This is a genomic window from Actinosynnema sp. ALI-1.44 (assembly GCF_001984155.1).
Lineage (GTDB): Bacteria > Actinomycetota > Actinomycetes > Mycobacteriales > Pseudonocardiaceae > Kibdelosporangium.
Genome location: NZ_MTQO01000041.1, coordinates 20,861 through 46,506 on the forward strand (window position 1 = coordinate 20,861; position 25,646 = coordinate 46,506).

Sequence of the window (25,646 nt, forward strand, 5' to 3'; positions counted from 1 at the left end):
GCTGGCGGACGCCGGACAACCCCCGGCGTTCGCCACCGACTACGACTGTCCTTTGTCGAGCGTGGCCAGCTGGGCCAGGATGGTCGCGGTGGTGATGTCGGGTTCTTCTGTGTACGTGAGGTTGACGTTCGCGAGGATGGCCAGCGCGGCGTTCCAGTGCTCGCGGCTTCGGTCGGTGTCACCCAGGGAGCTGAGGGCATGGGCGATACCGTTGTGGGCACGCGCTTGCACACTGGGTTGGCCGAGTTCGTCCGCCAGTTCGAGCGCTGTTCGATGGTGGCTGAGGGCGTCGCAGTGGCGTCCGTCGGCTTGATGGACCCGGCCGATGCCTTGGTGTGCCTCGGCTTGGAACATCGGGTCGCCGGTTTTCATGGCGATGGTCAGTGCTTCCTGGTAGTAGTCGACGGCCTTCCGGTACTGCGCCAGTTGCCGGTGGACGTTGCCGAGGGCGCGGAGCGTGAGCTGTTCGCTGATGGGGCTGCCGGAGGCCCTGGCCATGGCCAGAATCTCGTGGTAGGTGTCCACGACTGATCCCGGTTCGCCTTGCAGCCATTGGAGGTTGGCGATGCAGCGCATCGCGTGTTGCACAGCGCGGTAGTGTCCGATGCCGCGGCTCACGGTGAGTGCGCGCTGGTACCAGGCGGCAGCCTTGTCGTAGTCGCGCAGCGACTGGTGGGCGCCACCCAGGCTGAGCGTCGTGCCCAGTTCGGCGACGCGGTTGCCGGTTTCCACCGCGATGTCCAGCGCCCGCTCGAGGTAGTCGGTGGCGGAAGTGAACTGGTTGCGCTGCATGTGGACCTCGGCGATGCCGTGCAGTGCGTCCTGTTCGCCCGCGCGGTTGCCCGCCGCGCGGGCCAGGACCAACGCCTGCCGGGCCTGGTCGGCGGAAAGGTCGTACCGGCCGTACCACAGATGAACGGCGCTCAGGCAGGCCAGGGCGTTGTGGATGGCGACGTGATCGCCCCCAGCGCGGGCGTGGTGGAGCGCGAGGTCGTTGATGGCCAGGGCGTCGGTGTAGAGGCTTCGGATGCGCAGGTAGCGGTGCAGGATGGTGGCCTGGTGGCTGGTGTGGTCCGGCCGCCCGTGGCCGGGTGCGTGGTGGGCGGTGGCGAGGATGTTGCCTAGTTCGGTGTCCAGCCAGAGCAGTGCTTGTGCCTCGTCCTCGAGAGGCGGCGTCGGTGTGCCGGGGGCCGGTATGGGCGGGCGTTCATCGATTTCCCACGGGTAGGCGGCGTCCCACGGGTAGGCCACCGCCAGGGCGGCCGATGTGGTGTACGCGTAGAAAGCGAAGACGCGATCGAGCGCGGCCCGCTGTTCGGCTTCGGGGGAGCCGCGGGCCAGTCTGGTGGCGTAGCTGGCCACGAGGTCGTGCAGCGTGTAGCGGTGGTAGTCGGTTTGGATGACCAGGCTGGCCGTGTGCAGGTGCTCCAGCAGTCGCCGTGCCTCGTTGATCGTCGTGTCGGCCAGTGCGGCGAGGGCGTACGGCTCGATGTCGACGCCGGGGTGCAGGCCGAGTAGCCGGAAGGCGTGCTGCTGGTCCGGGGCGAGGTGGCGGTAGGACACCCCCAGCGCGGCGCTGACCGCGCGATGCCCGTCGGACAACCAGTCCAGTCCCTGCTCGGTCGTGAGCACGTCGGTCAACTCGGCGAGCAGCCGTGCTGGTGTGCCTGCCTGGTTGGCGCGCAGACGGGCGGCGACGATGCGGATCGCCAGGGGGAGATGCCCGCACAGCGCCACGATGCCCGCGATGGTGCGTGCGTCCGCTGGGGTTGCCCGGTCGGCGACGAGGGCGCGGAACAACGCCGCTGCCTCGCCTGCGGGAAGAACCGGCAGGTTGAGGTGGACGGTGTCGTCCAGACCGACCAGGTGCCGCCGGCTGGTGACCAGCACGCCGCACCCGCGCGCCGCGGGCAGCAGCGGTCGGAGCTGGGCTTCGTCGGCGGCGTTGTCCAGCACGATCAACACTCGCCGCCGGGCGAGGACCGATCGGTAGAGCGCCGATCGCGCGTCTCGGTCCGACGGGATCTGGTTGCCGGACAGCCCCAGGCCCCGCAGGAGGTACTCCAGTGCGTGTTCCGGGGCGACCGGGTCCACACCGGGAGTGAACCCGTGCAGGTCGATGAACAGCACGCCGTCGCTGAACCGGTCGGCCAGCCGGTGCGCGGCGTGGACGGCCAAGGTGGTCTTGCCCACCCCCGCCATGCCCTCCACAGCGGAGATCACCACCGTCCCCCGCGCCCGTCCGTCGCGGTGGACGGGCCAAAGCCGGAGCAACTGACTGACCAGGTCGTCGCGGCCGGTGAAGTGAGCGGTGTCGGCAGGCAGCTGAAACGGCACGGCCGTGCTGTCGGGCTGCGGTCCCGCCGTGACCGCGACGGGCTGCCGCGCGGGGTCCTCCGCCAGTATCCGCTGGTGGAGCTCCCGCATGCCGGGACTGGGCCGGACGCCGAGTTCCCTGCCGAGCAGGTGGTGGACCTCCTGGTAGACCGCGAGCGCGTCGGACTGCCTGCCGCTGCGGTAGAGCGCGAGCATCAGGTGTTCGCGGAGCCGTTCGCGCAGCGGGTGTGCCGTGATCAGCGAGGTGATCCGGGGGATGAGCCCGGCGGACTCGCCGACGGCGAGCTTCAGCTCGATCTGGTGTTCGGCGGCGGCGAAGTACTCCTCGTCGAGGCCGGCCATGTGCTGTCCGAGCGTGCCGGTCCACTCTTCCCGCGCGCGTGCCCGCCACAGGCCCAGACCCGCGTCGAGGTTGTCGATGGCCTCGGCGAAGTCGCCGCCTGCCGCGGCGGCCCGGCCGCGCTCCACGTGCGCCCGGAACCGCTCGAGATCCAGCTCACCGGGCTGGACACGGATCGCGTACCCGTTCGGCTGCGCAACGATCCGTTCCGCCGTGCCGGGCTCGATGTCGGCGAACGCGCGGCGGATGCGGGAGACATAGGTGCGCAGCGCCGCGACAGCCGTGTTCGGCAACCGGTCGTCCCACACCGCCTCGATGAGGTGTTCGTGGGACACGCCGCGGTTGGCTTGCAGAAGCAGGGTGACCAGCACGGCGGTCGGCTTGCCGGTGAGCCGCATCCGCCCGTGCTCGCCGTGGACCTCCAGCGGCCCCAGAATGTGGAACTGCATCGACAACTTTCGCCGGATACGGTGTCTGGTCCCTTATCGAGGGGATCAGCCCATGCCGAACCGGCGAACTGCCCCCCGGCCGGACACAGTATCGCCAACAGCGTTCACGTGCCGGTGTGTGGACGCCCGGTGGGACCACCCCCAGCGGTCCCACCGGACGTCCTCTCTCGCCGGCGTCGGCTTTGCCCCGCTGTCGTCCCCCGGTCGACTGGCAGTGCTTCTCATCGTCGTACCTAGTGCGTATTAACCGCGTACTCCGGTAACTCCCGTGCGGACTTCGCCCAGTCGGCCACCACGTCGGCCAGGACCGGCATGGGCAGCGTGCCCCCGCTGAGCAGGACGTCGTGGAAGGCGCGGATGTCGAACCGGTCGCCGAGCGCGTCCTGTGCGGCCGTCCTGATCCTGGTGATCTCCATCCGGCCGACCATGTACGCCAGCGCCCGACCGGGCAGCGCGACGTACCTGTCGACCTCCGCTCCGACCTCCACCTCCGGGATGGCCGTGTTGGCGCGCAGGTAGTCGACGGCCCGCGCCCGGCTCCAGCCCTCCGCGTGCAGACCGGTGTCCACGACCAGCCGCACCGCCCGCATCGCGTCGAACACGAGCATCCCGAGCCTGGACAGCTCGTCGGAGTACAGGCCCATCTCGTCGGCCAGCCGCTCCGCGTAGAGGCCCCAGCCCTCAACGTACGCGGTGCTCAGCGGCAGCCTGCGCAGCATCGGCAGGTCACGCCGTCCCTGGGCCCTGGTGACCTGGAGGTGGTGACCGGGCACGGCCTCGTGGAACGCCATGGCCTCGGCGGCGTGGCGGTAGCGCTCGGTGGGGTGGCTGATGTTCGTCGAATAGGTGCCCGGCCGTGTGCCGTCCGGCGAGGGCATCAGGTACATCGCCGACGGGACCGCCGCCTCCTCGGCCGGGGCGACGGGCTCGACCACGCACCGCTGCTCCGGCACGACCGTGAACCAGTTCGGCGCCTCGGACTCGGCCTTCCGGATCGCCGTACGGGCCGCGTCGAGCATCTCCTGCCCGTCGCGCCACCGCAGCGTCCGGTCGTCCCGCAGCCTGCGGAAGACCTCGTCGACGCCCCGCGACCCGAACAGCCGCGCACCGCACTGCTCGATCTCCGCACGCAGGTCGGCCACCAGGCGTTCGCCGGTGCGGTGCAGCACGCGCGCGGCGTGGTCGGTGTCGGTGTGCACCCTGATCAGGCTCGCGTAGATCGACTCGCCGCCGGTGATCCAGCACAGACCGGGCTTGTCGTCGTCGCGGGCGCTCGGTGCGATCCCGCCGAGCACGGCGCGGTACCTGGCCAGCGCGGGCCGGATCTCGGTTTCCAGCAGCCGCAGGCCTTCGTCGGCGTACCGTTCCATGCCCTCGTGACGGATCGGGTCGAGCAGCGGGTCGTCCGCGCCGAGCGCCAGAGCCCGATCCAGTTGGACCGTCGCGGCCCGCGTCAGCCGCCCCACCGGCAGCCGTCCCGCGACTGTCCCGCCGACGTGCCGGTTCGCCGCCGCGGCCAGGTACCCGCTGAACGCCGACAGCCGCCGCAGGTACGCCTCCGCCTGGTCGCCGTCCGCGATCCGGACACGCGGCAGGTAGTGGAACACGCGCGCGGCGGGCGCGACGAAATGATGCGTGACCGTGTACTCCACCGCACGGGAGTCGAGCCGGTGCACGACCGCCTCGGCTTGTTGCTGGACAACAGCCCTGGTCACGCGGTCGGCCGCGGGCAGCAGGCGGTCGTCGAGTTCGCGTGCGCGGGTCGCGGCGGCGGCGGCTCGGGCCCGCAGCCTGCCCTCGGCCTCCTCGGACAAGTCGGCCAGCGCGCTGTCGGTGTCCCCGATGCCGTACATCGTCGCCAGGAGCGGATCCTCGTCGGCGATGATCTCGACGAGCTCGTCCGCGAGCGTCTTGACCAGTTTCCCGGGCACCTCACCACCTCACCCGATGGCGCGTACTTCTCGCGTACTCGGGACTAGGATCGACAGCACGTCGCTTGACCCGAGACTCCGACGGGGGGCGTGAATGGTGGGAGACACCGACTTCCGCCTGTTGGGAACGCTGGACGTGGCGGTGTGGGGCAACGAGGTCACGGTCCCCGCCGGGAAACAGCAGGTGGTGCTGGCCGGGTTGCTCCTGCGTGGCAACCAGATCGTGCGCGTCAGCGAACTGATCGACTGGTTGTGGGACGACGAGACGCCGGACAACGCCGCGTCGACCGCGCAGGCCTACGTCCGCCGGTTGCGGCAGACGCTCAAAGCCAGGGACCTGATCACCACGATGCCGCACGGGTACCGGATCAACATCGAGCCGGACGAACTCGACCTGTTGCGGTTCCGCGCGCTGGCGGGCAGGGCCGACCTGGCCGACGACCCGGCCGAGCGCTCCGAGCTGATCACCGGCGCTCTCGCGCAGTGGCGCGGGCCGGCGCTGGCCGACATCCCGGCGTGCTCGTTCCGGGAACGCGAGGTCCAGCGGCTGACCGAGGAGCACCTGCGGGCGACCGAGGTGCGCATCGACTGCGACCTCTCACTCGGCAGGCACGCGGAACTCCTGCCGGAACTGCGCACCCTGGCCACCCAGCACCCGTTCCGGGAACGGCTGCGCGGTCAGGTGATGCTCGCGTTGTACCGGTCAGGCCGCCAGGTCGAGGCGCTGGCCAGCTACCAGGAAGTCCGCGCCACCCTGGCCGACGAGGTCGGCGTCGACCCGGGTGAGGAGCTGCAACGGCTGCACCAGCGGATCCTCACCAACGACCCGGCGCTGTCGCTGAGACCCACCCCGCCACCGGTGCAGGCACCCCCCGAGGTGATCCACCAGCCCGCGCCGCGTCCCGTGCCCCGGCAGCTGCCCGCGGGCCTGCGTGACTTCGTCGGGCGTGAAGAGACCTACGAGCAGATCATCGACCTGATGTCAGGCAACGACGACGACCCCGGCATGGACACCACCGTCGGCGCCGCCGTCGTGGCGATCTCCGGCCAGCCCGGCGTCGGGAAGACCGCGTTGGCCGTGCAGGCCGCACACCAGTTGCGCGGCCAGTTCCCCGACGGCCAGCTGTTCGTCGACCTGCTCGGCAACGCGCTGGACCGCGAGCTGACCCCGGAGCAGGTGCTCGGCCGGTTCCTGCAGGCGTTCGGCCTGCGCCCCGACCAGCTGCCCGACGACCACAACGGGCTGGTCGGCGCGTACCGGACCCTGCTGGCCGACCGGCGGGTCCTGGTGGTGCTGGACAACGCCGTCAGCGCCGGGCAGGTCCGCAGTCTGCTGCCGACCATGCCGGGCTCCGCGGCGCTGGTCACCAGCCGCAAGACGTTGCGTGGCCTGGCCGCCCTCGGCGGGGCCAGGCTGGTCAACCTGGACGTCCTGCCGCCGCACCAGTCGGTCGAACTGCTCGACACGATCGTCGGGCAGGACCTCGAACGACCCGATCCCGGGGCGCTGGACGAGATCGCCCGGCTCTGCGGGCACCTGCCGCTCGCGTTGCGCATCGCGGGCGCGAACCTGCTGCTGCGCGACGACGACTCGATGCACGCGTACGTCACCGACCTGCGGCACGGCAACCGGCTGACCGCGCTGGAGATCGAGGACGATCCCGGCGCGGCGGTGCGCGCCGTGTTCGACCTGTCCTACCTGACGCTGAAACCCGAGGCCGCGCGGCTGTTCCGGCTGCTGGGCCTGGTGCCGGGACCGGACTTCTCCCGGCACGCGGTCGCGGTGCTCGCCGGCCTGCCGGGCGACCGGACCGACAAGCTGCTGGCCGAACTGGCCACCGCCAGCCTGATCCAGCGGATCGGCTCGCACCGGTTCCGGTTCCACGACCTGCTGCGGCTCTACAGCCAGGAACGCTGCCAGATCGAGGAGAACAAGGACGAGTCGGACGCGGCCCGTGCCCGCCTGTTCGCGTTCTACGTGCGGCGGCTGGACGCGATCGCCGACGTGCTCTACGGGACGTGGGTCCGGCTGCCCCGCACCGAGTTGGAGGAGTCGTTGCCCCGCCCGGTGTTCGCCGACGCCACGGCGGCCGTCGAGTGGATGGACCAGGAAGGCCCGAACATCATCGCCGCGATCCTGTACGCGGCGGGAAACGGGCCCGCGTACGCCGCGTGGCACCTGGTCGAGTCCCTGCGCGCCTACCTGGCGACCCGGGGCCGCTACCGGGCCGAGAGCCTCGTCGCCGCCCGCGCCGCCCTGCACGCCGCGCGCGTCGCGAACGAGCCCGACGCGGAAGCCGCGATGCACCACGTCATCGGCTCGATGTACCTGCGCGTCCAGGAACTCGGCAAGGCACTCGAGCACCTGGTGGCCGAACTGGACGCGTACACCAGGGCCGGTTCGCAGGCGGGCCGCGCGGGGGCGATGATCAGCATCGGCACGATCCACCAGGCGGACGGCAAGCTCAGGGCGGCGGCCGAGGAGGTCGAGCGCGGCGTCCGGCTGGCCGAGGAACACGGCTTCGACAGCATCCGGCTCTTCGGCCTGATCAACCTCACCATCATCGAGGAGCAGCGCGGACGCCTAGACCGGGCCGAGCGGTACGCGCACGACGCGCTCGCGCTGCTGCCGTCGAGTCCGAGCCCGTCGGTGGAGGGCACCACCCGGGCCAGCCTCGGCCACATCATGGTCCGGCAGGGCCGGTACGACGAGGCGGTCGTCCAGTACGACAAGGCTTTGGTGTGCTACCGGGAAACCGGGACCCAGCACTACGAAGCCGAGACACTGCGCGGCCTCGCCGATGCCAACCGGCTGGCCGGTGACCACGCCGCGTCACTCGTGCACGCCCGTGCCTCGGTGGCGCTGGCCGCGCAATCCGGGGTGGAACAGGACCAGGTCGACGCCATGGTCACGCTTTCCGCGACACACCAGGGAATGGGGGACGTCGACGACGCGGCTGCCTGTGCGCGCAAGGCGCTCGAGCTGGCTCGTCGGCTGTCCTATCTGCCCGGTGAGATCTCCGCGTTGCTGCGGATGGCGTCGCAGAGTCGTGAGCGGGGAAACCTGACCACGGCGAGGGAACACGCCACCAACGCGGTGGAGTTGAGCCGTGACGCCGAGTTGCTGGGGTTCGAGGGCCGCAGCGAGAAGCTCCTCGCCTGGCTGGCGTACGACGCCGGCGACCTGGCCGCCGCGCGTGACCACGCCGAGAAGGCGTTGGCCGTCAACCGAAGCGCCGGTGCCCAGTTCGGCCAGGCGCAGGCTCTGCACGTGTTGGGGCTGGCGTGGGACGCGGACGGCGACCGCGCCACGGCACGGGCCTGCTGGGAGGAAGCCCTGGTCTGCATCGGCGGGCTGGAGATCCCCAACGCGGACGAGTTGCGGCGCCTGCTGGCCAGGCCCTGACGTCAGGGCCTGGTGCCGATCGCGGCGCAGCCCATCACCACTTCGTGGCTGGCTCGCACCCCGAGCAGGTCCTCGACCAGTTCGTCGCGCATCGCCGATGTGAACGTCACACCCAGCCCGAGCGAGGTCGCCAGCAGGTACACCGTCTGGCTGACATGACCGATGTCCATGTGCAGCAATCGATACGTGCGCGGGGCGTGGTAGCGCCACATGCTGCGGGCCAGGACGCACGTGAAGAAGACGAGCATCCCGGCTGTGCCGACCCACGGCTGGTCGCCGACGATCGTGCCGAGTTCGTCGTCGGTGCGCGTCCCGCCGATGCGTTCCAACGTGTGCTTGCCGGGGTTGTAGTGGTACGTCCCGGGTTCGACGCCTTCGATCGCCCTGGCGTAGACGTAGACCTCGGTCGGGTGCCGCCCTCCGCCGGAGGGTGAGGTTTTGAACACCGTCTGTGTTCTCTCGTCCTTGGCGACAATGCCCACGGCGATCTGCAGCAATGCCGCGGCCGACGTCAACGGGATCGGTGTCTCGGCGAATTTCCGGTCGCTGCGACGCTGGTAAAGCACTTCGACCAGGTCGCGTTCCTGCCAGGTCGCCGCCGACCGGTCCGGCAGGTCGACGACATCGGCGTCGGCGAAGGTGTGGTGCGCGCACGGCGCGGGCTGCTTTTCGAGTTTTCCCTCCAGCAGCACGTGGTACTCGTCGTCCGATTTGAACATGCCGTCGGCGAGCGAGCGGGTGGAGAAGTGGAACGCCGACGCCAGCCGTCCCCACGGCCGCCATGCCGCGTCCGTCGACTCCTCGAACCGGTGCCGTTCCGAGCCTTCGGCGACGAGGATGTCGTTGTCCAGGAAGATCCTGGCAACCTTGGCGTAGCGAGCCAGTCGAGCCGGCTCGCCAGCCATGTCCGATATGGACTCCAGTGGCTTCCATTCGCTGAACCAGCGCAGCACCGGTTCGGTCCCCTCGGTCAGCGCGAACCGGCGATGGCGAACGGTGTCGTCCCAGACGAGTTGCCCGGAGTTCCAGTAGGAAATACCGCACGAGGACACTCGGACTCGTGCGGTACTGTCATTCCCCATTTCGCGTGCGGACTCACTCAGCGTGGCGGCCGCGGAATGGTGGGGACGTGCACTTCATCCACTCCGTAGCTGTTGAGTAACTCCTCGAACGCGACCTCGGCGTCCTCATCGTCGTCGTACATGTGAAACCCCCAGTTTCGATTCGGGACGCGTCTGCGTGTGCCTGGAATTCGGCTGCGCTCCCGATACTCTCGACTGTACCGAAACGGCCGAGCCTGTGGCAGGGATTTTTGCCAGCCGGCAACCAACGTATCTGCCGCTGTCCCGCCGGGCGTGCTTCACTGATCGTATGCTGCCTTGGGAAGTCGATCTGGCCGGCGAGCTGGACCGGCACACCGTCGACTCGGTGTTGTTGCGGGACAACCACCTCGGCGACCCGCACGAACGGCCACTGTGGGTGTACACGCCACCCGGCTACGACTCCGGTACGGAGCGTTACCCCGCTGTGTATGTGATCCAGGGTTACTCCGGTCACATCTCCATGTGGGCCAACCGCACCCCTTTCCGCCAGCCGTTCCTGGAGACCGCCGACGCCGTTTTCGCCAACGGCACACCCGGTTGTGTCGTGGTGTATGTGGACGCGTGGACCAGATACGGCGGTTCACAGTTCGTCGACTCGCCCGGCACAGGCCGTTACCACTCGTACCTGTGCGACGAGATCGTTCCGTGGGTGGACGGGCACTACCGCACCATCGCCCACCGGGACTCCCGGGCGATCACGGGAAAGTCCTCCGGCGGGTTCGGCGCGATGATCACGCCGATGCTGCGCCCGGACCTGTTCGGCGCGCTGGCCACGCACGCGGGCGACACCCTGTACGAACTGTCGTACGCCAACGACATCGCTGTTGCCGTGCGCGCGTTGCGCAACTACGACAACGATATCTGGGCGTTCCTGGCCGACTTCCGCAGCCGCCCGGCGCTCACCAGACAGGACGACATGACGCTGATCGAGATGCTCTGCCTCTCGGCGTGTTTCTCCGCGGGCGACGACGGCACACCGGAGTTGCCGTTCGACCAGGAGACCGGTGTGCTCAGGCCGGAACACTGGCAGCGCTGGCTGGACTGGGACCCGGTCCGGATGGTGCCGAGGTACGCCGACGCGGTCCGGTCGCTCAACGCGGTGTGGATCGACGCGGGCACCAAGGACGAGTGGCATCTCGACGTCGGTGCCGCGGCGTTCCGCGCCGAACTGCTGAAGGCGGGCGTGCCCGCGGACCGGATCCACTTCGAACTGTTCGACGCCGGTCACGCGGGCATCGACCACCGGTACCCGCTGTCGTTGGCCTGGCTGGCCGAGCGGCTGGCGCGGTAGCGGCCGGGATGCGGTTTACTCCTGCTGTGCCCGAACGTGCCGTGACCCTCACCCCGCTGGACGAGGCGGGTCTTGCCCGGCTGCTCGACGCGGCGGTGGCCGACTCCGACCCGCTGGAGGTCATGCCGCCGGTCGACGGACCGGACGGCTGGACCTCCCGCCGCAGGGAGGCTTTCCTGGCCTTCCACCGGAAGCGGACGCTCGACCCGGCGACCGCCGTCGAGCGGACCTGGGTGATCGACGTGGACGGCGTCGCGGCGGGCGCGGCCCGGCTGGAACGGCACGGCGACGACGTCGAAGCCGGGATCTGGCTCGGCCGCACCCGCCGCGGCCGGGGAATCGGCAAGCGCGTCATGGACCTGTTGCTCGACGCCGCGAAACACAGCGGTGCCAAGCGGTTCGTCGCTTCGACGACGACAGGCAACCACGGCGCACGTGGCCTGCTCACCGGTCTGGGCGCCGCCATGTCCGTCAACCAAGACGAGGTGCACGCGGCCCTTTCGTTGCTCGAGTCCGGCTGATCGCGTACGCCGTCGCGCCGAGCACCAGCGCGGCGGCGACCAGGATCGCGCTGACCACCAGCGGCGCCCGATTCCCACCGAGGCCGACGGTGAACGCCACGCCGCCGAGCGCGGGACCAGCGGCGGCCCCGACGTTGAACGCGGCGGTGGCGAACCCGCCTGCCAGGGTGGGCGCGTCCGTCGCCGCGTAGAGCGCCTGGGTGATCAAAGTGGACCCGACGCCGAACGACAACATCCCTTGCACCACCACAAGCACCAGTGCGGCAACGGGCTGGGCGGCGAGGAGCACGAACGCCAGCCAGCCCACGAGCAGCGCCGACGTGCCGACAGCCAGCAGTGGCATCGGGTGGGCGTCCGCCAGCCCGCCGACCGTGACCCCGACGAACGAACCGATCCCGAACAACGCCAGCACAGCGGGAACCCAGCCGCTGCCGAGACCGGTCGCGCCCGTGATCACCGGTGCGAGGTAGGTGAAGGTGCAGAAGGTCGCGCCATTGACCAACGCACCCAGCACAAGGGTGACGATCAACCGTGGCGTGCGCAGCGCGCGCAGTTCATGGCGTGCGCTGGGAGCGGCAGGGTCTGCCGGGGTCGCGGGGACAGCGCGGAGGATCGCGAACAGAGCGGGCACGGAAACCGCGGCGACGGCCCAGAACGCCGACCGCCATCCCCAGAATCCACTCAGGACAGCACCGAGCGGGACACCCGCGATGCAAGCCAGTGTGATACCGCTCAGCAACACCGACGTGGCGCGTCCCTTGCCCCGCGGGCCCGCCAGACTCGCCGCGGTGGCCAGGCCGACGGCCAGGAAGCCCGCGTTGGCCAGCGCGGCGATGACCCGTGTGGCGAACAGGACCTCGAAGCTGGTGGTGACGGCACCGATGACGTGCACGGCGAAGAACGTGGCCAGGAAGGCCAGCAGCGCCCCGCGCCGGGGCCACCGCAGGCTCAGCAGCGCGACCAGCGGCGCGCCGACGATCATCCCGACCGCGAACGCGGGCGTCAGCGACCCCACGGCGGGAATGGAAACACGCAGGTCACCGGCGATGTCGTGGACAAGACCGGACAGCATGAACTCGGAAGTCCCCTGGGCGAACACGGCCAGCCCGAGGACATGGACAGCGAAAGGCATGAAGAGGCTCCACAGCGGCATCGCGGATCGATGAGAACGCCACAGGAGGAAGAGGAGTGGCGTCGAAGTGGCCTGGAGTGATGTGCCCAGGCGAAAACCCGTGACGACGGTGATCCGGATGGCGATGCGGAAGGGACGCCACCGGACTACCGGTGGCTAGCCTCTGTCAGCCTCAGGGGTGGACACGCCCCGCAGGGTAGCAATCACGCCAACGGGGTGTCCAACGGCTTTGCCGTGTAAGCGGCATGGCCGTGGGTACACCGGAATCCATGACTGCCTATCACCGCACACGGACGTTGCACGCCGGTGAGGACCGCGTGTTCGAGTACCTCGCCGACGTGCACAACCTGCCGAAGTACTTCGACCAGATGACAATGGCCAAGCCGGTCGGCGACGACAAGGTGGACGTCGAGGCCAAGGTGCACGGTAAGACCGAGCGTGGAAAGGCGTGGTTCCGGGCGGACCGGACGGCGCGGCGGATCCAGTGGGGCTCGGAGACCAGTCCCTACTCCGGGGTACTGGACATCACGGCGGACCAGGACCGGACCGTTGTGGACATCGAACTGCACACCGAGCACACCACGGACACCGAGATCAACCAGGCGCTGGACGCCACTCTCGACCACATTCAGGACCAAGTGGAAGGCAAGGCCTAGAGGTACAACTGGACCGCGGCCACGAACAGCAGCAGCAACGGGCCGCGCAGCAGCTGGCGGACCATGTTGGGCTGGAACAAGCCGAACGGTGTGTCCACCGCTCCGCCGGAGTAGTCGAACGACGGCTGGGAGGCCCGCCGGTACACGAACGCCACCGCACCGACCGGTACGAGCGCCGAGGCGAGCGCGAAACCCGAAGCCGGACTCGTGCCGACTGTCCACAACAGCGCCATCACCGTCGGCACCACGAGGTGGGCCAGGCGCAGGCCCGCGTCGCTGCCGCCGAGGGACCGGCGCATCGCGGCCGAGCGGCAGATGTGACGCAGCCCGGCGGCAAACGGGTTCACCGCCACCGCGCAGGCCACCAACTGCACGGTGGGCACGAACGTCTCCGGCAGCAGCCGTTGCGCCGCGTACGGCGCCAGCAACAGGCCTGCCCAGACGTAGAACGCCGCCCGGTTCCGGGACAGCCTGCGGACGTCGGCGAACACCATCGCCTGGTAGCGCGCCCCGCGCAGGCCACGGCTGCGCACCTTGCCGACCGCGCGCCACTTGCGCGCCGACGCGATCCCGGTGAACAGGGAGATGTCCATCCAGTTCACCGCGACCCGACTCGCCGCGAGCAGTTCCGCACCACCGGCCAGCGCGGCCCGGTCGAGCGTGCCGAGGGCCCGGTATGCCAGCACAAGCACCACGATCGGTGCGACGAGGACGACGGCCGCCACCACCGGCAGATCCAGCACCGGGGGAGGGGCGAACACGGCGACCCCGGCCACCGACGCGCCCGTCACGACCAGCACAGTGGACAGACGATTGCCGTTGTGTGCCTTCTGTTGCAGCAGAGCACACACCGCCACCGCACCGGCGGCCATCCCCGCGCAGATGGACGTGCTCAGCAGCTTGCCCACCAGGTCGGCCTTGAGCAGCGCCGACACCGCCAGTCCGGCCACGCCACCGGCGACCGCGCCGATCACGGCCAGCCACCAGAACCTGCGACCGAGCAACGACCGGCGGTTCAGTGGCGTCGACAGCAACCAGAACTGGAACGGCCCACTGGCCACCACCGGGCCGAACACCAGCAACGCCCGCACGAGCAGGCCGAGCCCGAGAACCGCGCAGCCGACGAACAGCCACTGCGCGACGGGGAGATTGGGCGGCGCCGGGCCGACCGGCGGCGCCTCGATCATCCGCCGCACGGCCTGCACGAGGATGCCGCCGTAGACCACGATGCCGAGGATGACCAGGTAGATGGTGTCGTTGCGCTCCCTGCGGGCCTGCACCGGCCGCGACCGCAGCCGCGCCGCCCTGATCTCCGCCCGGATACCGCGGACTGTGACCGTCGCCATCAGCCCAGCTCGATCCGGGCGTCCGCGACCGCGTCCACCAGGTGCGGGTCGTGCGACGCCAGCAGGATCGCGCAGCCGTCGGCCTTCTCGTCCTGCAGCTTCTCCGCCAGCCACGCCCGGCCCGCGGCGTCCAGCCGCTGCTCCGGCTCGTCGAGCACCAGCAGCCTGCGCGGTCGCACCAGACAGGCACCCAGCGTGAACCGCCTGCGCTGGCCACTCGAAAGGGTGATCGGCAGCTGGTCGCGCTGCTCGCCGAGATCGAGCTCGGTCAGCACCTCGTCGACCACTCCACCCGGCTCGTCGACGCCGTGCGCCCTGGCCAGCAGTTCGAGGTGTTCGACCACCGACAGCTCGGGGAAGAAGTCCGCGTCGTCCAGCGCGCACGCCAGGGCGGCCCTGACCTGGGGGTCGCTCTCGACCAGCCGCTCGCCGTCGAACACGACCTCGCCGTCGTCGGCGATGTCCGCGCCGACGACGCACCGCAACAGGGTGGTTTTGCCGGAGCCGTTCGGGCCGACCAGCGCCGCGGCACGTCCACTGTGGAGCTCGAACGACACGCCGTCGAGCACCGTGACGTCGTGGAACCGGCGGGTGAGCCCTTGGACTTCGAGCAGAGGTCGCACCCTGCCAACGGTACCGTTGACAGGGTGCTCACCCGGCGGTGATCGGGTCAGTCAGGCGGCTCGGGCGTCCGCTCCTCGGCGGCCATCGACCCGCCCGCCTGATCGGCGCTCTGCCCGCGGTCGGCGGCCTCCTGTGCGATCTCCTCGTCCAGCGGCGGCAGGTCGCTGACCGACTCCGCCTGGTCCTCTTCCTCCTCGAGCCGCTCGCCGAACGGCCGGGGGTGGGACTGCTCGTACGGCGTCATGCCGTACTTGTCCACGCCGGACCAGCGCTCCGGCGGATCCATCCCGGCTTCCAGCGGGTCGGCCTGCAAACGGTCCTCGTCCAGTTCCTCGGAGACGTCCTCCCGCGGAACCGGCGCGTCGTGTTCCGAAGACACCGGTGGTTCCTCTCGGTCGAGTGTCCCCACCGGGTTCCCGATCTGCCGCCACGTAACCATGTGGTCAGTCCGCTGCGACGAACCCCTCACGGGCCAGCCAGTCGCGGGCGACCACGGCGGGATCCTTGCCGTCCACATCGACCTCGGCGTTGAGCTTGCGCATGGTGTCGTTGTCCAGCCTGGCCACCACCGGCGCCAGCACCTGCGCGACCTGCGGGTGGGCGTCGGCGAAGTCCTTGCGCAGCACCGGTGCCGCGTTGTACTGCGGGAAGAACTTCTTGTCGTCCTCCAGCACCACCAGGTTCAACGCCAGGATCCGGCCGTCGGTGGTGAAGACCTCACCGAAGTTGCAGTTGCCGCTGGACGTCGCCGTGTAGATCGTGCCGGTGCCGAAGACCTTCACCTGGACCGCGCGCGCGTCGAACCCGTACGCCTTCGCCACGCCCGGGAAACCGTCGCTGCGGCTGACGAACTCGGTCTCCAGGCAGAACACGCCCTTCGCCGGGTCCTGCCGGATCAACTCGACCATGTCGCTCGTGGTCTTGAGGTTGTTGGCTCGCGCGAAGTCCTGGGTGACGGCGAAGGCGTACGTGTTGTTCACCTTCGAGTACGGCAGCCAGACCAGGTTGTTCTTGGCCAGGTCGGCATCACGGACCGCTTCGTACTGCGCCTTCTCCTCCGGGATCGGGTCGGTGTGGCCGAGGTAGGAGATCCAACCCGTCCCGGTGTAGTCCCACGACACGTCGATGTCGCCGGTCAGCAGTGCCTGCCGGGAACTGTTGGAGCCCTGGATGTTGGTCATGTCACGGATTTCCGCGCCCGCGGCGGTCAGCGCCACCTCGGTGATGTAGCCGAGGACGATGTTCTCGGTGAAGTCCTTCGACCCGACCGCGATGTCCACACCGGACAGCTCGGCGGCCGGCGTGATCGAGCCGGGCCCGACCTCGAACGGCAGCGCGTACGTCGTCTCGAGGCCACATCCGGCCAGCAGACCCGCTGTGGCGAGCAACGCCGTCAGGCGTGTGCGCGTCCTCACCTGATTCCCTTCGGTCCGAGGTACTGCTCCGCGACGGTGCCGAGCCAGTCGACCAGCAGCGCCAGCGCGACCGCCAGCACCGAGCCGGTGATCAGCACGGTGATGCGGGACAGCTTGTACCCGGTGTCGATCAGCAGGCCGAGCCCGCCGCCGTTGACGAACACGGCCATCGTGGCCACGCCGACGGCGTGCACGAGAGCCGTCCGCAGACCGGCGAGGATCAACGGCACCGCGAGCGGGATCTCGATCCGCCGCAGCACCGCGAACGCGGACATGCCGATCCCGCGGCCCGCGTCGACCAGTGCGGGATCGACCTGCTGCAGGCCGACCATCGTGTTGCGCAGCACCGGGAGCAGTGTGTAGAACGTGATCGGCAGCGCCGCCGCCCACAGCCCTTCCCAGCCGGACACCAGGAAGAACAGCACGAGGATGCCGATCGCCGGCGACGCCTGCCCGATGGTCGCGATCGCGAGGAACACCGGCGCGCTCGCCCTGGCCCACTGCCTGGTCAGCACGATCCCCAGCGGCACCGCGATGATCAGCACGAGCGCGGTCACCACGAAGCTGATCACCAGGTGGTCCCACACCGCGTCGAGCAGGACGGGCGCGTTGATGCTCTGCTTCTCGATCGCGTCGAGGTCCCGTGTGAACGCCCACACCAGCACACCGACGACCAGCACGACCACCACGATCGGCTGGGCGAACATGCGCAGGCTGGACGCCTTCTTCGTCTCCTCGCGTTCGGTTGCCCCGCGTTCGGTCGCCACCGCGGTGCTGGTCATACCGTCTCCCGCAGGTCACGGATCACGGCCATCACGGTGTCGATCTCGACCAGTCCCTTGAACTCGCCACGGGCGCCGGTCACGACCGCGTTGCCGCCTTCGGTGAGGATGGCCTCCAGCGCGTCCTGGACGGTGGACTCGGCCGCCACCATGTCCCGGATGGGCCGTCGCACCCGCGGTTCCCGCACGTGCACCCACGCCACCGGACGACGCCTTGCGTCGAGCATCAACGCGTAGCTCCTGCCCGCGTCGGTCAGCCGCCGCCTGATCTCATCCGGTTCGTCCTGAGTGGACACGATGACTTCCGGCTGGACCAGTTCGACGTCACGGACCCGCCGCAGGGTCAGCTGTTTGAGCGAGGCGCCCGCGCCGACGAACCCGGCGACCGTGTCGTCCGCCGGGTTGGCCAGGATCACGTCGGGCGTGTCGTACTGCAGGATCTTGGACTGCTCACCGAGCACGGCGATCCGGTCGCCGAGCTTGACGGCCTCGTCGAAGTCGTGCGTGACGAACACGATCGTCTTGCGCAGTTCCCCCTGCAGCCGCATCAGCTCGTCCTGGAGGTTGCCCCTGGTGATCGGGTCGACCGCACCGAACGGCTCGTCCATCAGCAGGACGGGCGGGTCCGCGGCGAGTGCCCGTGCCACCCCGACGCGCTGCTGCTGCCCGCCGGACAGCTGGCGCGGGAACCGGTCGTGGAACTCCGCCGCGTCGAGGCCGACGGTGTCGAGCATCTCCTCGACGCGGTCGGCGATCTTCTTGCGGTCCCAGCCGAGCAGGCCCGGCACCACGCCGATGTTCTGCGCCACAGTCATGTGCGGGAACAGACCGGCCTGCTGGATGGCGTACCCGATGGTGCGCCGCAGCTTGTCGGGATCGAGGGTGGACGTGTCCTCGCCGCCGATGGTGATCGTGCCGGACGTCGGCTCGATCAGCCGGTTGATCATCCGCATCGTGGTGGTCTTGCCGCACCCGGACGGCCCGACGAACACGACGATCTCGCCAGCGGGGATGGTCATGCTGAAGTTGTCGACGGCGGGCTTGCGGCGGCCGTAGCGCTTGGTCACGTCGGTCAACTGGATCTCACTGGCCACGGATGCCCCTCGAAGTCGTGTAACGGCCGATCAGCACGAAGATGCCGTCGAGCACCAGTGCGAGCACCACGATGCCCACTGTGCCCGCGATCGCCTGGTTGGTGGCGTTGGCGCTGCCCGCCCTGACAAGTCCCGCGAAGATCTCCACGCCGAGGCCGGGGCCGCGGGCGTACGCGGCGATGGCGGCGATGCCCATCAGCATCTGCGTGGACACGCGCATCCCGGCGAGGATCGCCGGCCACGCCAGCCGCAGCTCGACCCTGGTCAGCACACCGAACCTGTTCATCCCGATGCCGCGCGCGGCATCGGTGATCGCACCGTCCACACCGGCGAGGCCGACGATGGTGTTGCGCACGATCGGCAACAGTCCATAGAGGACAAGAGCGGCGACCGTCGGCGGCGCGCCCAGCCCGAGAACCGGGATCAGCAGACCCAGCAGGGCGAACGACGGGATGGTCAGGATGGCGCTCGTCAACGCGGTCGCGACGGCCGAGCCGAACGGGCTGCGGTACACCGCGACCCCGACGGTGACGCCGAGCAGCGCGGCGATGATCGTGCACTGGACCACGGCGCTGACGTGCAGCAACGACTCGCTGAGCAGTCTGCTCCAGCGGTCGTCGACGAAATCCCAGAAGCTCACGGCCCTCCCCGGGTCACTTGAAAGACGGGAGAAGGTGCCCAGTAAGCGTCCACTTCAAACACCTTGTCCACCTGGTGCGGGAAACTACCGCACCACGCAGGAAAGTGTCACGGAAAGTCGTCGTCAGCTGACGGAGCGGTACCGTTCTGATTCGGTGTTGCCCGCTTCCATGAACTCGGCGTAACCGCGTCCCGCGATCGGCGTCCCCGAACGGGTGCCCTGATAGTGGGGACCGCCGAAATAGCCGCGACCGGGGTCGAGTACGCGGTGAACGACTGGTGTGTGCTCGCCGCCGTGCCCAGTGCGACAGTCGCTGTCCTTCGTGGACTGTCCGTTCCTCCTCCGGTCAACCGATCCGTTCCGTGGCGCGGGCCGGTGTGAACTCCGGCAACGGCGCGGTGTCGCGGCGCTGCCGTGTGATCGCGTGCATCCCGCCAGCCAGCAGGTAGTTCAGCACGCCGCGCACGGGATGGCGGTCCGGTTTCACCGCGAGACCGCGGCCCAGCCGCCACATCTGGTCGGTGTACCAGACCAGTTCGGACATGCCGTCGAGCATCCTGATCCCGGTCCTCTTCGGACTGACCGCGCTGGCCTCGGCCCGGCCGGTCAGCAACTGCCCCGGCAGCGTCGGCTCGACGACCATCGACCGGCCGAGCCCGACCAGGTCGACCGCGCCACCCGACAGCGCGTCGTTCATCCCGCCGAGGGTGCGGAAACCGCCGGTGAGCATCAGCGGCGTCCTGGTCGTGGCGCGTGCTTTCTCGGCGAACTCGAGGAAGTACGCCTCGCGGGCCCGGGTGCTGGCCTTCTTCTTGACCGGGTTGCCGAGCATCACCGCGGGCGTCTCGTAGGTGCCGCCGGAGATCTCCACCAGGTCGATGCCGAGTTCGCCGAGCGCCGCGACCACGTCGAGCGATTCGTCCTCGGTGAAGCCGCCGCGCTGGAAGTCGGCCGAGTTGAGCTTGACCGAGAGCGGCGTGCGCGGCCCGATCTCGGCGCGGACGGCGGTCGCGACCTCCAGCAGGAACCGCCGCCGCTTCTCCGCTGTGCCGCCCCATTCGTCGGTGCGCACGTTGGTCAGCGGTGAGAGGAACTGGCTGACCAGGTAGCCGTGCGCGCCGTGGATCTGGATGCCGGTGAAGCCCGCCCTGACCATGATCGCCGCCGTGGTCGCGAACTTGCCGACCAGTTCCTCGATCTCAGCCGCCCGCAGCTCGCGCGGCTTGGCGAACGCGCCGCCGACACCGCGCATCGGCACGGCGGACGGCGCGACCGGGCGCAGGGTGATGTGCCGGGGCACCTGCCTGCCCGGGTGGTTGATCTGTGCCCAGACCTCGGCGCCACCCGCGCGTGCCACGTCCGACCACCGGCAGAGCCTGTCGAAGTCGCGGTCGTCGACGACCGCGACGTTGTGCGGCTCGGCGATCGCGGTGCGGTCGACTATCACGTTGCCGGTGACCAGCAAGCCTGCCCCGGAGTGCGCCCAGTGCTCGTACAGCCGGTACAGGTCGTCGCTCGGCGCGTGTGTCCTGGTGCCGAGCTGCTCGCTCAACGCCGCCTTGGCCAGCCGGTTCGACAGGACCCGGCCGCACGGCAGCGTCAGCGGGGCCGCGATGCCTGCGGGTGTGCTCGGGGACATGGTGCTCCCTTGCTCCAAGATCGACTATGACACTCGTAATAGAAGGCTCATGCTGTAATATGACGAGTGACATAGCAAGGGTGTATCACCCGGGTGGAGGACAAAACCGGTGGCAGGCGACAGCAGGGCACGGATGATCCACAGCGCCGTGCGGCTCCTGCGCGAGCGCGGCTACAGCGGCATGGGCTTCCGTGAGGTCGTCAAGCACAGCGGCGCCCCGCGCGGCTCGATCTACCACCACTTCCCCGGCGGAAAGGCCCAGCTCGGCGTGGAGGCGATCGGCGAGTTCGGCACGTTCGTGCGCGACGTGATCGTGGCCGTCGCCGCCGCGAACCCGGGCGACCCGGTCGGCGCGCTGCACGCGTTCATCGAGGCGTGGCGGCAGATCGTGAAAGCCGAGGACTACCGCGCCGGGTGCCCGGTCGTCGCCGTCGGCATCGAGGAACACGAGGACGCGCCCCAGCTGATGGAAGCGGTCGTGACCGCGTTCGACCAGTGGCAGACGGCACTGGCCGAACTGCTGGCCGCCGCGGGCGTGCCGGCGAGCCGGTCGGGAACCATGGCCACGACGGCGATCGCGGCGGTCGAGGGCGCGGTGATCATGAGCAGGGCCCGCCGGGACACGAAGCCGCTGGAGGAAGTGGCCGTCGAACTCGAACTGGGGCTGCGTTCCGCGCTGAACCCGACCTGACACCGCCCGGCTTGCGTACGCTGTGGCAGCCGTCCTTCGACGACGCGCTCACCGAACTCGGCGGCACGTCCGAGTTCGGGATCTTCGCGGTCCTCTCCGGGATACCCGCGTTCTTCCTGGCACTGACCTACGGCATCGGCGGCGCGACGAGGGTCGGCCGGGCGGTGGCGCAGTCCGGCGAAGCGGCGGTGGTCCTCGCCAGGACCATCTTCGGCCTCGGCGGGTTCGCCCTCGGCGCGATCGTGTTCTACTGCACCGTCCGGGGCGGCGCGAACCTGCTGCTGGGCACGTCGGATCCCTATCCGGAGGGGGGTGGGCTGGAGCCGATGTCCCCGGGCGTCGCTGTCTGGGTCGCCCTCGGCGCCGTGGTCGTCGTCCAGGTCACCGCCCAGATCTGGCTGTCGGCGAAGCCGCCCAAGCAGGCGGCGACTGCCTAGTCCGCCACCAGCTCCCACGGCTTGCCGCCGTCGTTGTCGATCGCGATCACCAACCGCCCGGAGATGTGCGCCGACAGGCCGGTGCCGTCGGAGCGGTTGGCCGGACGCAGCCGGGTGTTGATCTGGGTCGTGACGTCCGAAGGCAGTGGTCGCTCCAGCACCCCGACCAGGAACGACCCGGACGGCGAACCGAGCAGGTCCAACGGCGCCCAGTCGCCGTGCACCGGCACGTCGCCGATCTTGACCGCCGGATCGGGGGCGGTTCCGTACAGCTGGTCGGCGATGTCGTCGACGCGCTGGCTGATCCTGGTGGTGAGTTCACGCGGCGAGCCACGGTCGAAATCCCTGCCCGCGCCCTTGCGGGCAGGGGGCGGCGGAGTGTCGGCGGCCTTGCCGGGGGAGTCGAGCGCGTCCTGGTCGAACAGGTCGGTCTGGGTCGCGGCGGGCGACGGCAGCGGCTGGCCGATCGGCCCGGTCATCCCCGGCAGCCGCCCGGATCGGGTGAACAGGTCGACCGTCGTGCCGAGACCGGTGGCGTACGCCCACGTCGTCGCCACCGGGTGCGTGCCATGGTGATGTGACCACGGCAGCATGTTGTTGAGCCGTTCGCGTTGCTGCGTGGTCACACGCGTCGGCGGCGCCTCGGACCGTCCGCGTGCCTCCCCGGCGAGCGTGAGACCGGGCATGTCGAACAGCAGGTCCGGTCGTGTCTTGGTGGCGCTGAGGTGACCGGCCAACGCGGTGGGCAACGCACCGAGCTGCGCGATGGTCCCCGAAGCCGCCCGCCACTGGTACGCGGCCTGCACGGCGGCGACGAGCATGCCGATGCCGATCGACTCGCTGACGAACCGCCGGATGTGCGCGGCACTGGCCCGGAACACCTCGTCACGCAACCGGATGGGATAGCCGGGGTCGTTGTCGAGGTAGCACAGCATCAGCCGCAGCTCGTGCTGCCGCGTCTCGTACCGGACCATCCCGCTCGCGGGCGCCGCGAGGGCGTTCACGCCGACGGCGTAGCTCAGGTCGACCGGCAGCTTGCGGTCCGCCGCGACCCGGTGCACACCGTCGACCTCCGGGTGCGGATCGGCGAACCCGGGCCGCTCGGTCCAGGCGAACTGCCGCAAGGTGATCCAGCCCATCACCGAAGGCTAATCGGTCGGCCCCCGTGCTCACTGCCGAAGTTCACTGCCGAACCAGCGGCGCAGCGCCGAGTCCAGGCCCGGCCCGCCCTGCCACACCACGTAGCCGTCGGGACGGACCAGCTCCGGCCTTGTCCCGTCACGACTCTCGACCCGGTCGGTCCAGCCGCTGGGCGCCGACGCGCCGACGAGCACGGCGCGGCCGTCGGGCGCGACCGGGACGTCGGTGGCACGACCGGTGGTCCCGGGGTAGGTGATCCCAATGCCGGAGATCTCCAACGCGACCGCGTGACGTGCTTCGGGAACGGCGAGCAGGCCGGTGACGATCTCCCGGACGGCACCGACGTCAGGCGCCCCGAGCAGTCCCTGCGCACGCGTGCTCACCAGCGCCCGTGCCGCGACCGGGTGGCGTTCGTCGTGGTAGCTGTCGAGCAGGCCGTCGGGAGCGTGTCCGCGGATCCGCGCGGCGAGCTTCCAGCCGAGGTTCACCGCGTCCTGCAGGCCCAGGTTGAGTCCCTGGCCGCCGACCGGGAGGTGGATGTGCGCGGCGTCGCCCGCGAAGAGCACGCGGCCGTGCCGGTACTGCTCCACCTGCCGCGCGGCGTCGCCGAACCGGGAGGCCCAGAGCACTTGGCCCACCTCGATTTCCGGGCCGTGTGCGGCGGTCAGCGCCCGTTGCAGCTCCCCGGCCGTGACGGGCGCGTCGCGGCCGTACCGTTGCTGCTCCTCGCCGACCACGACTGTGCGGTACCGCCCGCCGGAGAGCGGCAGGAGAAATCCCGGGGTGTTCGAAGGCAGCTGCCAGTCATCGCCGACCCCGTGGGGTTTGCGCGTGAGCGTGACGTCGGCGACGACCAACGAGATCCGCGCCGAGGTGCCGGGAAACGCGGCTCCCAGCAGCTTCCGCACAGTGCTGTGGCCGCCGTCGGCCGCGACGAGCCACGTCGCCCGGTGATCCCGACCGCCTGCCGTGACGGTCACGCCTTCGCTGTCCTGCGTCACCGCGGTGACGGCCGCGTCACGCAGCACCGGTGTACGCAACCGCGCTTCGATGGCCGCGGCGACGTGGACCTGCTCGACGCCGAGTTGGTACGGGAAGTTCGTCGGCAGGTCGGTGTAGTCGATCCGGATGCCCGAGAAGTGCCCGGCAGGCAGCCGCGCGTCGGCGTGCGGCTCGATCGCGGCGAGCAGGCCGCGGTCGGCCAGCACCTCGACCGACTGGGGCTGGAGGCCGAGCGCCTTCGACTGCGTGGTGGGCCGCGCATCGCGTTCCAGCACGAGCACGTCGATCCCGGCGCGCTCCAGTTCGAACGCGACCAGCAGACCGGTCGGCCCCGCACCGGCAACCAGGACGTCAGGCATCGAGGTTCTCCTTGCGCAGGTACCAGACGTGCCACGCGATCAGGCACGCCAGCGTGCCGAACCACACCACGTTGGTGACCAAGGAGATGAGGTCGATCGGCAGCGTGTAGACGAGCACGACGTGCAGCACCGCGCTGGCCGCGAGCACCACACCCCACGCGGCTGTGTTGATCCGCAGACCGCGCCGGAACCGGGCGTCGTGGTCCCAGCGGGCCGCCCACGCGGCCGCTCCCTCGGCGCCGCGCTTGACCTCTGCGATCGTGCGGCCCAACGTCAGCTGGGCGGGCCTGCCGACGAAAACCGTGACCACCATCCACAGTCCGAACAGGCCGCCGATCGCGGCGACCCAGCCCTCCCGGATCGCGAGGGTGCGCGGGTTGTCCGACAGCAGGCCCAGCACGACGGACAGCATCAGGACGCTGATCGTGACCATGGCGATGATGTCGATCCGGCGGTTGCGCACGATGGTCCACACCACGTACGGCGCGGCCACCAGAACACCGGCCATCAGCGCCCACCACTGGCTGACGCCTGCGGCGCGCAGGCCGTAGAACAGCGCCATCGGCACGACCACCTCGAACACGACGGTGAGCACGTTGGCACGGATCAGCCGACGCAGTCCGGCGTCGGGCGCGGTCTTCTCCTCGACCATCATGCTTGTCCCCCCAAGGGATCGGGCGCGGTCGCCCGCACGTACAGATCGGCGAGCTCGCGGCCGAGACGGGTGAGCTCATCGGGTTCGGGTAGATCGGCGGCCGCGGTGACGACGACCGCGTCCAGGCCGCTGGCGAAGACGAGCGCGACTGTCCGCGTGTCGAACGGGCGGAAGACGCCCGCCTCCTGCCCGGTGCGGAAGTGCTCCTCGAACAGGTCGAGCCGCGCGTTGACGGACGCGCTTTGCGTGCCCGCGTTGCGCACCAGGTCGATCAACGCCTTCACCTCGGCGGGGTGCACACCGACCATCGCGACGTTCGACTCGACGTAGGCCCGCAGTTGGGCGACGTGTCCGACGGCGGCCTCGATGCGCGGCTCCATGTAGGCCCGCAAGACAGTGTCGATCTCGGCAACACATGCCGCGACCAGGTCTTCCTTGCCCGCGAAGTGGTAACTGATCATGCCGGTGCTCGACAGGCCCGCGTGTTTGGCGATCCGGCTGAACGACGCCTTGGCGTAGCCGACGTCGGCGATCACCTCGATCGCCGACGTGACGATCTGGGCACGCCGGGCCGACTCGGTGAAGGTTCTTGCTCGCATGAGCAAACAATAGCTCATTCGAGCAAGACCGCGTGCAGGACCCGGGAGAAGATCGCA

General features: G+C 69.8%; 22 protein-coding genes. 6 read left to right on the forward strand and 16 right to left on the reverse strand.

The window, feature by feature from the left end; all coding sequences use genetic code 11:
• Positions 1 to 39: 39 nt before the first annotated feature.
• Both ALI144C_RS15290 and ALI144C_RS15295 read right to left on the reverse strand, forming a co-directional pair.
• Positions 40 to 3,126, reverse strand: a complete 3,087-nt coding sequence (locus ALI144C_RS15290) for an AfsR/SARP family transcriptional regulator (RefSeq protein WP_076987775.1) — start codon at positions 3,124 to 3,126, stop codon at positions 40 to 42.
• A gap of 233 nt (positions 3,127 to 3,359) precedes the next feature.
• The gene (locus tag ALI144C_RS15295; RefSeq protein WP_237774150.1) at positions 3,360 to 5,057 is read right to left on the reverse strand and encodes a DUF885 domain-containing protein; all 1,698 of its coding nucleotides are present in this window, start codon (positions 5,055 to 5,057) and stop codon (positions 3,360 to 3,362) included.
• Positions 5,058 to 5,151: 94 nt separating this feature from the next.
• Between ALI144C_RS15295 and ALI144C_RS15300 the strand changes: the two genes are divergently transcribed.
• Positions 5,152 to 8,463, forward strand: a complete 3,312-nt coding sequence (locus ALI144C_RS15300; RefSeq protein WP_076987776.1) for an AfsR/SARP family transcriptional regulator — start codon at positions 5,152 to 5,154, stop codon at positions 8,461 to 8,463.
• 2 nt (positions 8,464 to 8,465) lie between these two features.
• Here the strand turns inward: ALI144C_RS15300 and ALI144C_RS15305 are convergent, their stop codons facing one another.
• Entirely contained in the window at positions 8,466 to 9,545 is a 1,080-nt protein-coding gene (locus tag ALI144C_RS15305; protein ID WP_076987777.1) for a SagB/ThcOx family dehydrogenase, read from the reverse strand.
• Positions 9,546 to 9,834: 289 nt separating this feature from the next.
• On the opposite strand from ALI144C_RS15305, the gene ALI144C_RS15310 reads away from it, so the two are divergent.
• Positions 9,835 to 10,857, forward strand: coding sequence for an alpha/beta hydrolase (locus tag ALI144C_RS15310; protein ID WP_076987778.1), 1,023 nt, complete (start codon positions 9,835 to 9,837; stop codon positions 10,855 to 10,857).
• 26 nt (positions 10,858 to 10,883) lie between these two features.
• Positions 10,884 to 11,378: a GNAT family N-acetyltransferase gene (locus ALI144C_RS15315; RefSeq protein ID WP_237774151.1), complete on the forward strand. Its 495-nt coding sequence runs from the start codon at positions 10,884 to 10,886 to the stop codon at positions 11,376 to 11,378.
• On the opposite strand, the gene ALI144C_RS15320 is transcribed toward ALI144C_RS15315, so the two are convergent.
• A complete protein-coding gene (locus ALI144C_RS15320; protein ID WP_076987968.1) occupies positions 11,329 to 12,510 on the reverse strand; it encodes a Cmx/CmrA family chloramphenicol efflux MFS transporter in 1,182 nt (393 codons plus the stop codon). The genes ALI144C_RS15315 and ALI144C_RS15320 overlap by 50 nt on opposite strands.
• Before the next feature lie 269 nt (positions 12,511 to 12,779).
• Between ALI144C_RS15320 and ALI144C_RS15325 the strand changes: the two genes are divergently transcribed.
• Complete coding sequence (locus ALI144C_RS15325) at positions 12,780 to 13,166, forward strand: hypothetical protein (RefSeq protein ID WP_143230664.1); 387 nt, start codon at positions 12,780 to 12,782, stop codon at positions 13,164 to 13,166.
• Here ALI144C_RS15325 and ALI144C_RS15330 read toward each other — a convergent pair.
• From ALI144C_RS15330 to ALI144C_RS15365, 8 genes are all read right to left on the reverse strand, one after another.
• The gene (locus tag ALI144C_RS15330; RefSeq protein ID WP_076987781.1) at positions 13,163 to 14,512 is read right to left on the reverse strand and encodes a DUF6297 family protein; all 1,350 of its coding nucleotides are present in this window, start codon (positions 14,510 to 14,512) and stop codon (positions 13,163 to 13,165) included. The two genes, ALI144C_RS15325 and ALI144C_RS15330, sit on opposite strands and share 4 nt — an antisense overlap.
• Complete coding sequence (locus tag ALI144C_RS15335; RefSeq protein WP_143230665.1) at positions 14,512 to 15,135, reverse strand: ABC transporter ATP-binding protein; 624 nt, start codon at positions 15,133 to 15,135, stop codon at positions 14,512 to 14,514. Before ALI144C_RS15335 ends, ALI144C_RS15330 begins: the two co-directional genes overlap by 1 nt.
• 47 nt (positions 15,136 to 15,182) lie before the next feature.
• The gene (locus ALI144C_RS15340; protein ID WP_076987970.1) at positions 15,183 to 15,515 is read right to left on the reverse strand and encodes a hypothetical protein; all 333 of its coding nucleotides are present in this window, start codon (positions 15,513 to 15,515) and stop codon (positions 15,183 to 15,185) included.
• A gap of 64 nt (positions 15,516 to 15,579) precedes the next feature.
• Entirely contained in the window at positions 15,580 to 16,551 is a 972-nt protein-coding gene (locus ALI144C_RS15345; RefSeq protein WP_076987782.1) for a glycine betaine ABC transporter substrate-binding protein, read from the reverse strand.
• Positions 16,548 to 17,333 carry an ABC transporter permease gene (locus ALI144C_RS15350; protein ID WP_076987783.1) on the reverse strand — a complete coding sequence of 262 codons (786 nt, stop codon included), beginning with the start codon at positions 17,331 to 17,333 and terminating at the stop codon, positions 16,548 to 16,550. The genes ALI144C_RS15345 and ALI144C_RS15350 overlap by 4 nt, the downstream gene beginning before the upstream one ends.
• Positions 17,330 to 18,427, reverse strand: a complete 1,098-nt coding sequence (locus ALI144C_RS15355; RefSeq protein ID WP_076987784.1) for an ABC transporter ATP-binding protein — start codon at positions 18,425 to 18,427, stop codon at positions 17,330 to 17,332. Before ALI144C_RS15355 ends, ALI144C_RS15350 begins: the two co-directional genes overlap by 4 nt.
• Positions 18,417 to 19,067 carry an ABC transporter permease gene (locus tag ALI144C_RS15360; RefSeq protein WP_076987785.1) on the reverse strand — a complete coding sequence of 217 codons (651 nt, stop codon included), beginning with the start codon at positions 19,065 to 19,067 and terminating at the stop codon, positions 18,417 to 18,419. Before ALI144C_RS15360 ends, ALI144C_RS15355 begins: the two co-directional genes overlap by 11 nt.
• 346 nt (positions 19,068 to 19,413) lie before the next feature.
• Entirely contained in the window at positions 19,414 to 20,706 is a 1,293-nt protein-coding gene (locus tag ALI144C_RS15365; RefSeq protein WP_076987786.1) for an NADH:flavin oxidoreductase/NADH oxidase family protein, read from the reverse strand.
• Between the two features lie 109 nt (positions 20,707 to 20,815).
• Between ALI144C_RS15365 and ALI144C_RS15370 the strand changes: the two genes are divergently transcribed.
• Positions 20,816 to 21,397 carry a TetR/AcrR family transcriptional regulator gene (locus ALI144C_RS15370; RefSeq protein WP_143230666.1) on the forward strand — a complete coding sequence of 194 codons (582 nt, stop codon included), beginning with the start codon at positions 20,816 to 20,818 and terminating at the stop codon, positions 21,395 to 21,397.
• An 11-nt stretch (positions 21,398 to 21,408) separates the two neighbouring features.
• Positions 21,409 to 21,834, forward strand: a complete 426-nt coding sequence (locus tag ALI144C_RS15375; protein WP_076987788.1) for a hypothetical protein — start codon at positions 21,409 to 21,411, stop codon at positions 21,832 to 21,834.
• Here ALI144C_RS15375 and ALI144C_RS15380 read toward each other — a convergent pair.
• Genes ALI144C_RS15380 through ALI144C_RS15395 form a run of 4 tightly spaced genes read right to left on the reverse strand, consistent with a single transcriptional unit; the run spans position 21,831 to position 25,589 of the window.
• Positions 21,831 to 22,973, reverse strand: coding sequence for a hypothetical protein (locus tag ALI144C_RS15380; RefSeq protein ID WP_076987789.1), 1,143 nt, complete (start codon positions 22,971 to 22,973; stop codon positions 21,831 to 21,833). The two genes, ALI144C_RS15375 and ALI144C_RS15380, sit on opposite strands and share 4 nt — an antisense overlap.
• Positions 22,974 to 23,003: 30 nt before the next feature.
• On the reverse strand, positions 23,004 to 24,335 hold the full coding sequence (locus ALI144C_RS15385; RefSeq protein WP_076987790.1) for an FAD-dependent oxidoreductase: 1,332 nt from the start codon (positions 24,333 to 24,335) through the stop codon (positions 23,004 to 23,006).
• Positions 24,328 to 24,990 (reverse strand): VC0807 family protein, encoded by a 663-nt coding sequence (locus ALI144C_RS15390; RefSeq protein WP_076987791.1) that lies wholly within the window; start codon positions 24,988 to 24,990, stop codon positions 24,328 to 24,330. The genes ALI144C_RS15385 and ALI144C_RS15390 overlap by 8 nt, the downstream gene beginning before the upstream one ends.
• Positions 24,987 to 25,589 (reverse strand): TetR/AcrR family transcriptional regulator, encoded by a 603-nt coding sequence (locus tag ALI144C_RS15395; RefSeq protein ID WP_193441191.1) that lies wholly within the window; start codon positions 25,587 to 25,589, stop codon positions 24,987 to 24,989. Before ALI144C_RS15395 ends, ALI144C_RS15390 begins: the two co-directional genes overlap by 4 nt.
• Positions 25,590 to 25,646 lie beyond the last annotated feature (57 nt).

Coding starts and splice junctions, on each gene's coding strand:
- ALI144C_RS15290 (WP_076987775.1), bottom strand. CDS start 3,126: ATGCAGTTCCACATTCTGGGGCCGCTGGAGGTCCACGGCGAGCACGGG.
- ALI144C_RS15350 (WP_076987783.1), bottom strand. CDS start 17,333: ATGACCAGCACCGCGGTGGCGACCGAACGCGGGGCAACCGAACGCGAG.
- ALI144C_RS15320 (WP_076987968.1), bottom strand. CDS start 12,510: ATGCCTTTCGCTGTCCATGTCCTCGGGCTGGCCGTGTTCGCCCAGGGG.
- ALI144C_RS15380 (WP_076987789.1), bottom strand. CDS start 22,973: ATGGGCTGGATCACCTTGCGGCAGTTCGCCTGGACCGAGCGGCCCGGG.
- ALI144C_RS15325 (WP_143230664.1), top strand. CDS start 12,780: ATGACTGCCTATCACCGCACACGGACGTTGCACGCCGGTGAGGACCGC.
- ALI144C_RS15300 (WP_076987776.1), top strand. CDS start 5,152: ATGGTGGGAGACACCGACTTCCGCCTGTTGGGAACGCTGGACGTGGCG.
- ALI144C_RS15365 (WP_076987786.1), bottom strand. CDS start 20,706: ATGTCCCCGAGCACACCCGCAGGCATCGCGGCCCCGCTGACGCTGCCG.
- ALI144C_RS15310 (WP_076987778.1), top strand. CDS start 9,835: ATGCTGCCTTGGGAAGTCGATCTGGCCGGCGAGCTGGACCGGCACACC.
- ALI144C_RS15305 (WP_076987777.1), bottom strand. CDS start 9,545: ATGGGGAATGACAGTACCGCACGAGTCCGAGTGTCCTCGTGCGGTATT.
- ALI144C_RS15385 (WP_076987790.1), bottom strand. CDS start 24,335: ATGCCTGACGTCCTGGTTGCCGGTGCGGGGCCGACCGGTCTGCTGGTC.
- ALI144C_RS15395 (WP_193441191.1), bottom strand. CDS start 25,589: ATGCGAGCAAGAACCTTCACCGAGTCGGCCCGGCGTGCCCAGATCGTC.
- ALI144C_RS15330 (WP_076987781.1), bottom strand. CDS start 14,512: ATGGCGACGGTCACAGTCCGCGGTATCCGGGCGGAGATCAGGGCGGCG.
- ALI144C_RS15390 (WP_076987791.1), bottom strand. CDS start 24,990: ATGATGGTCGAGGAGAAGACCGCGCCCGACGCCGGACTGCGTCGGCTG.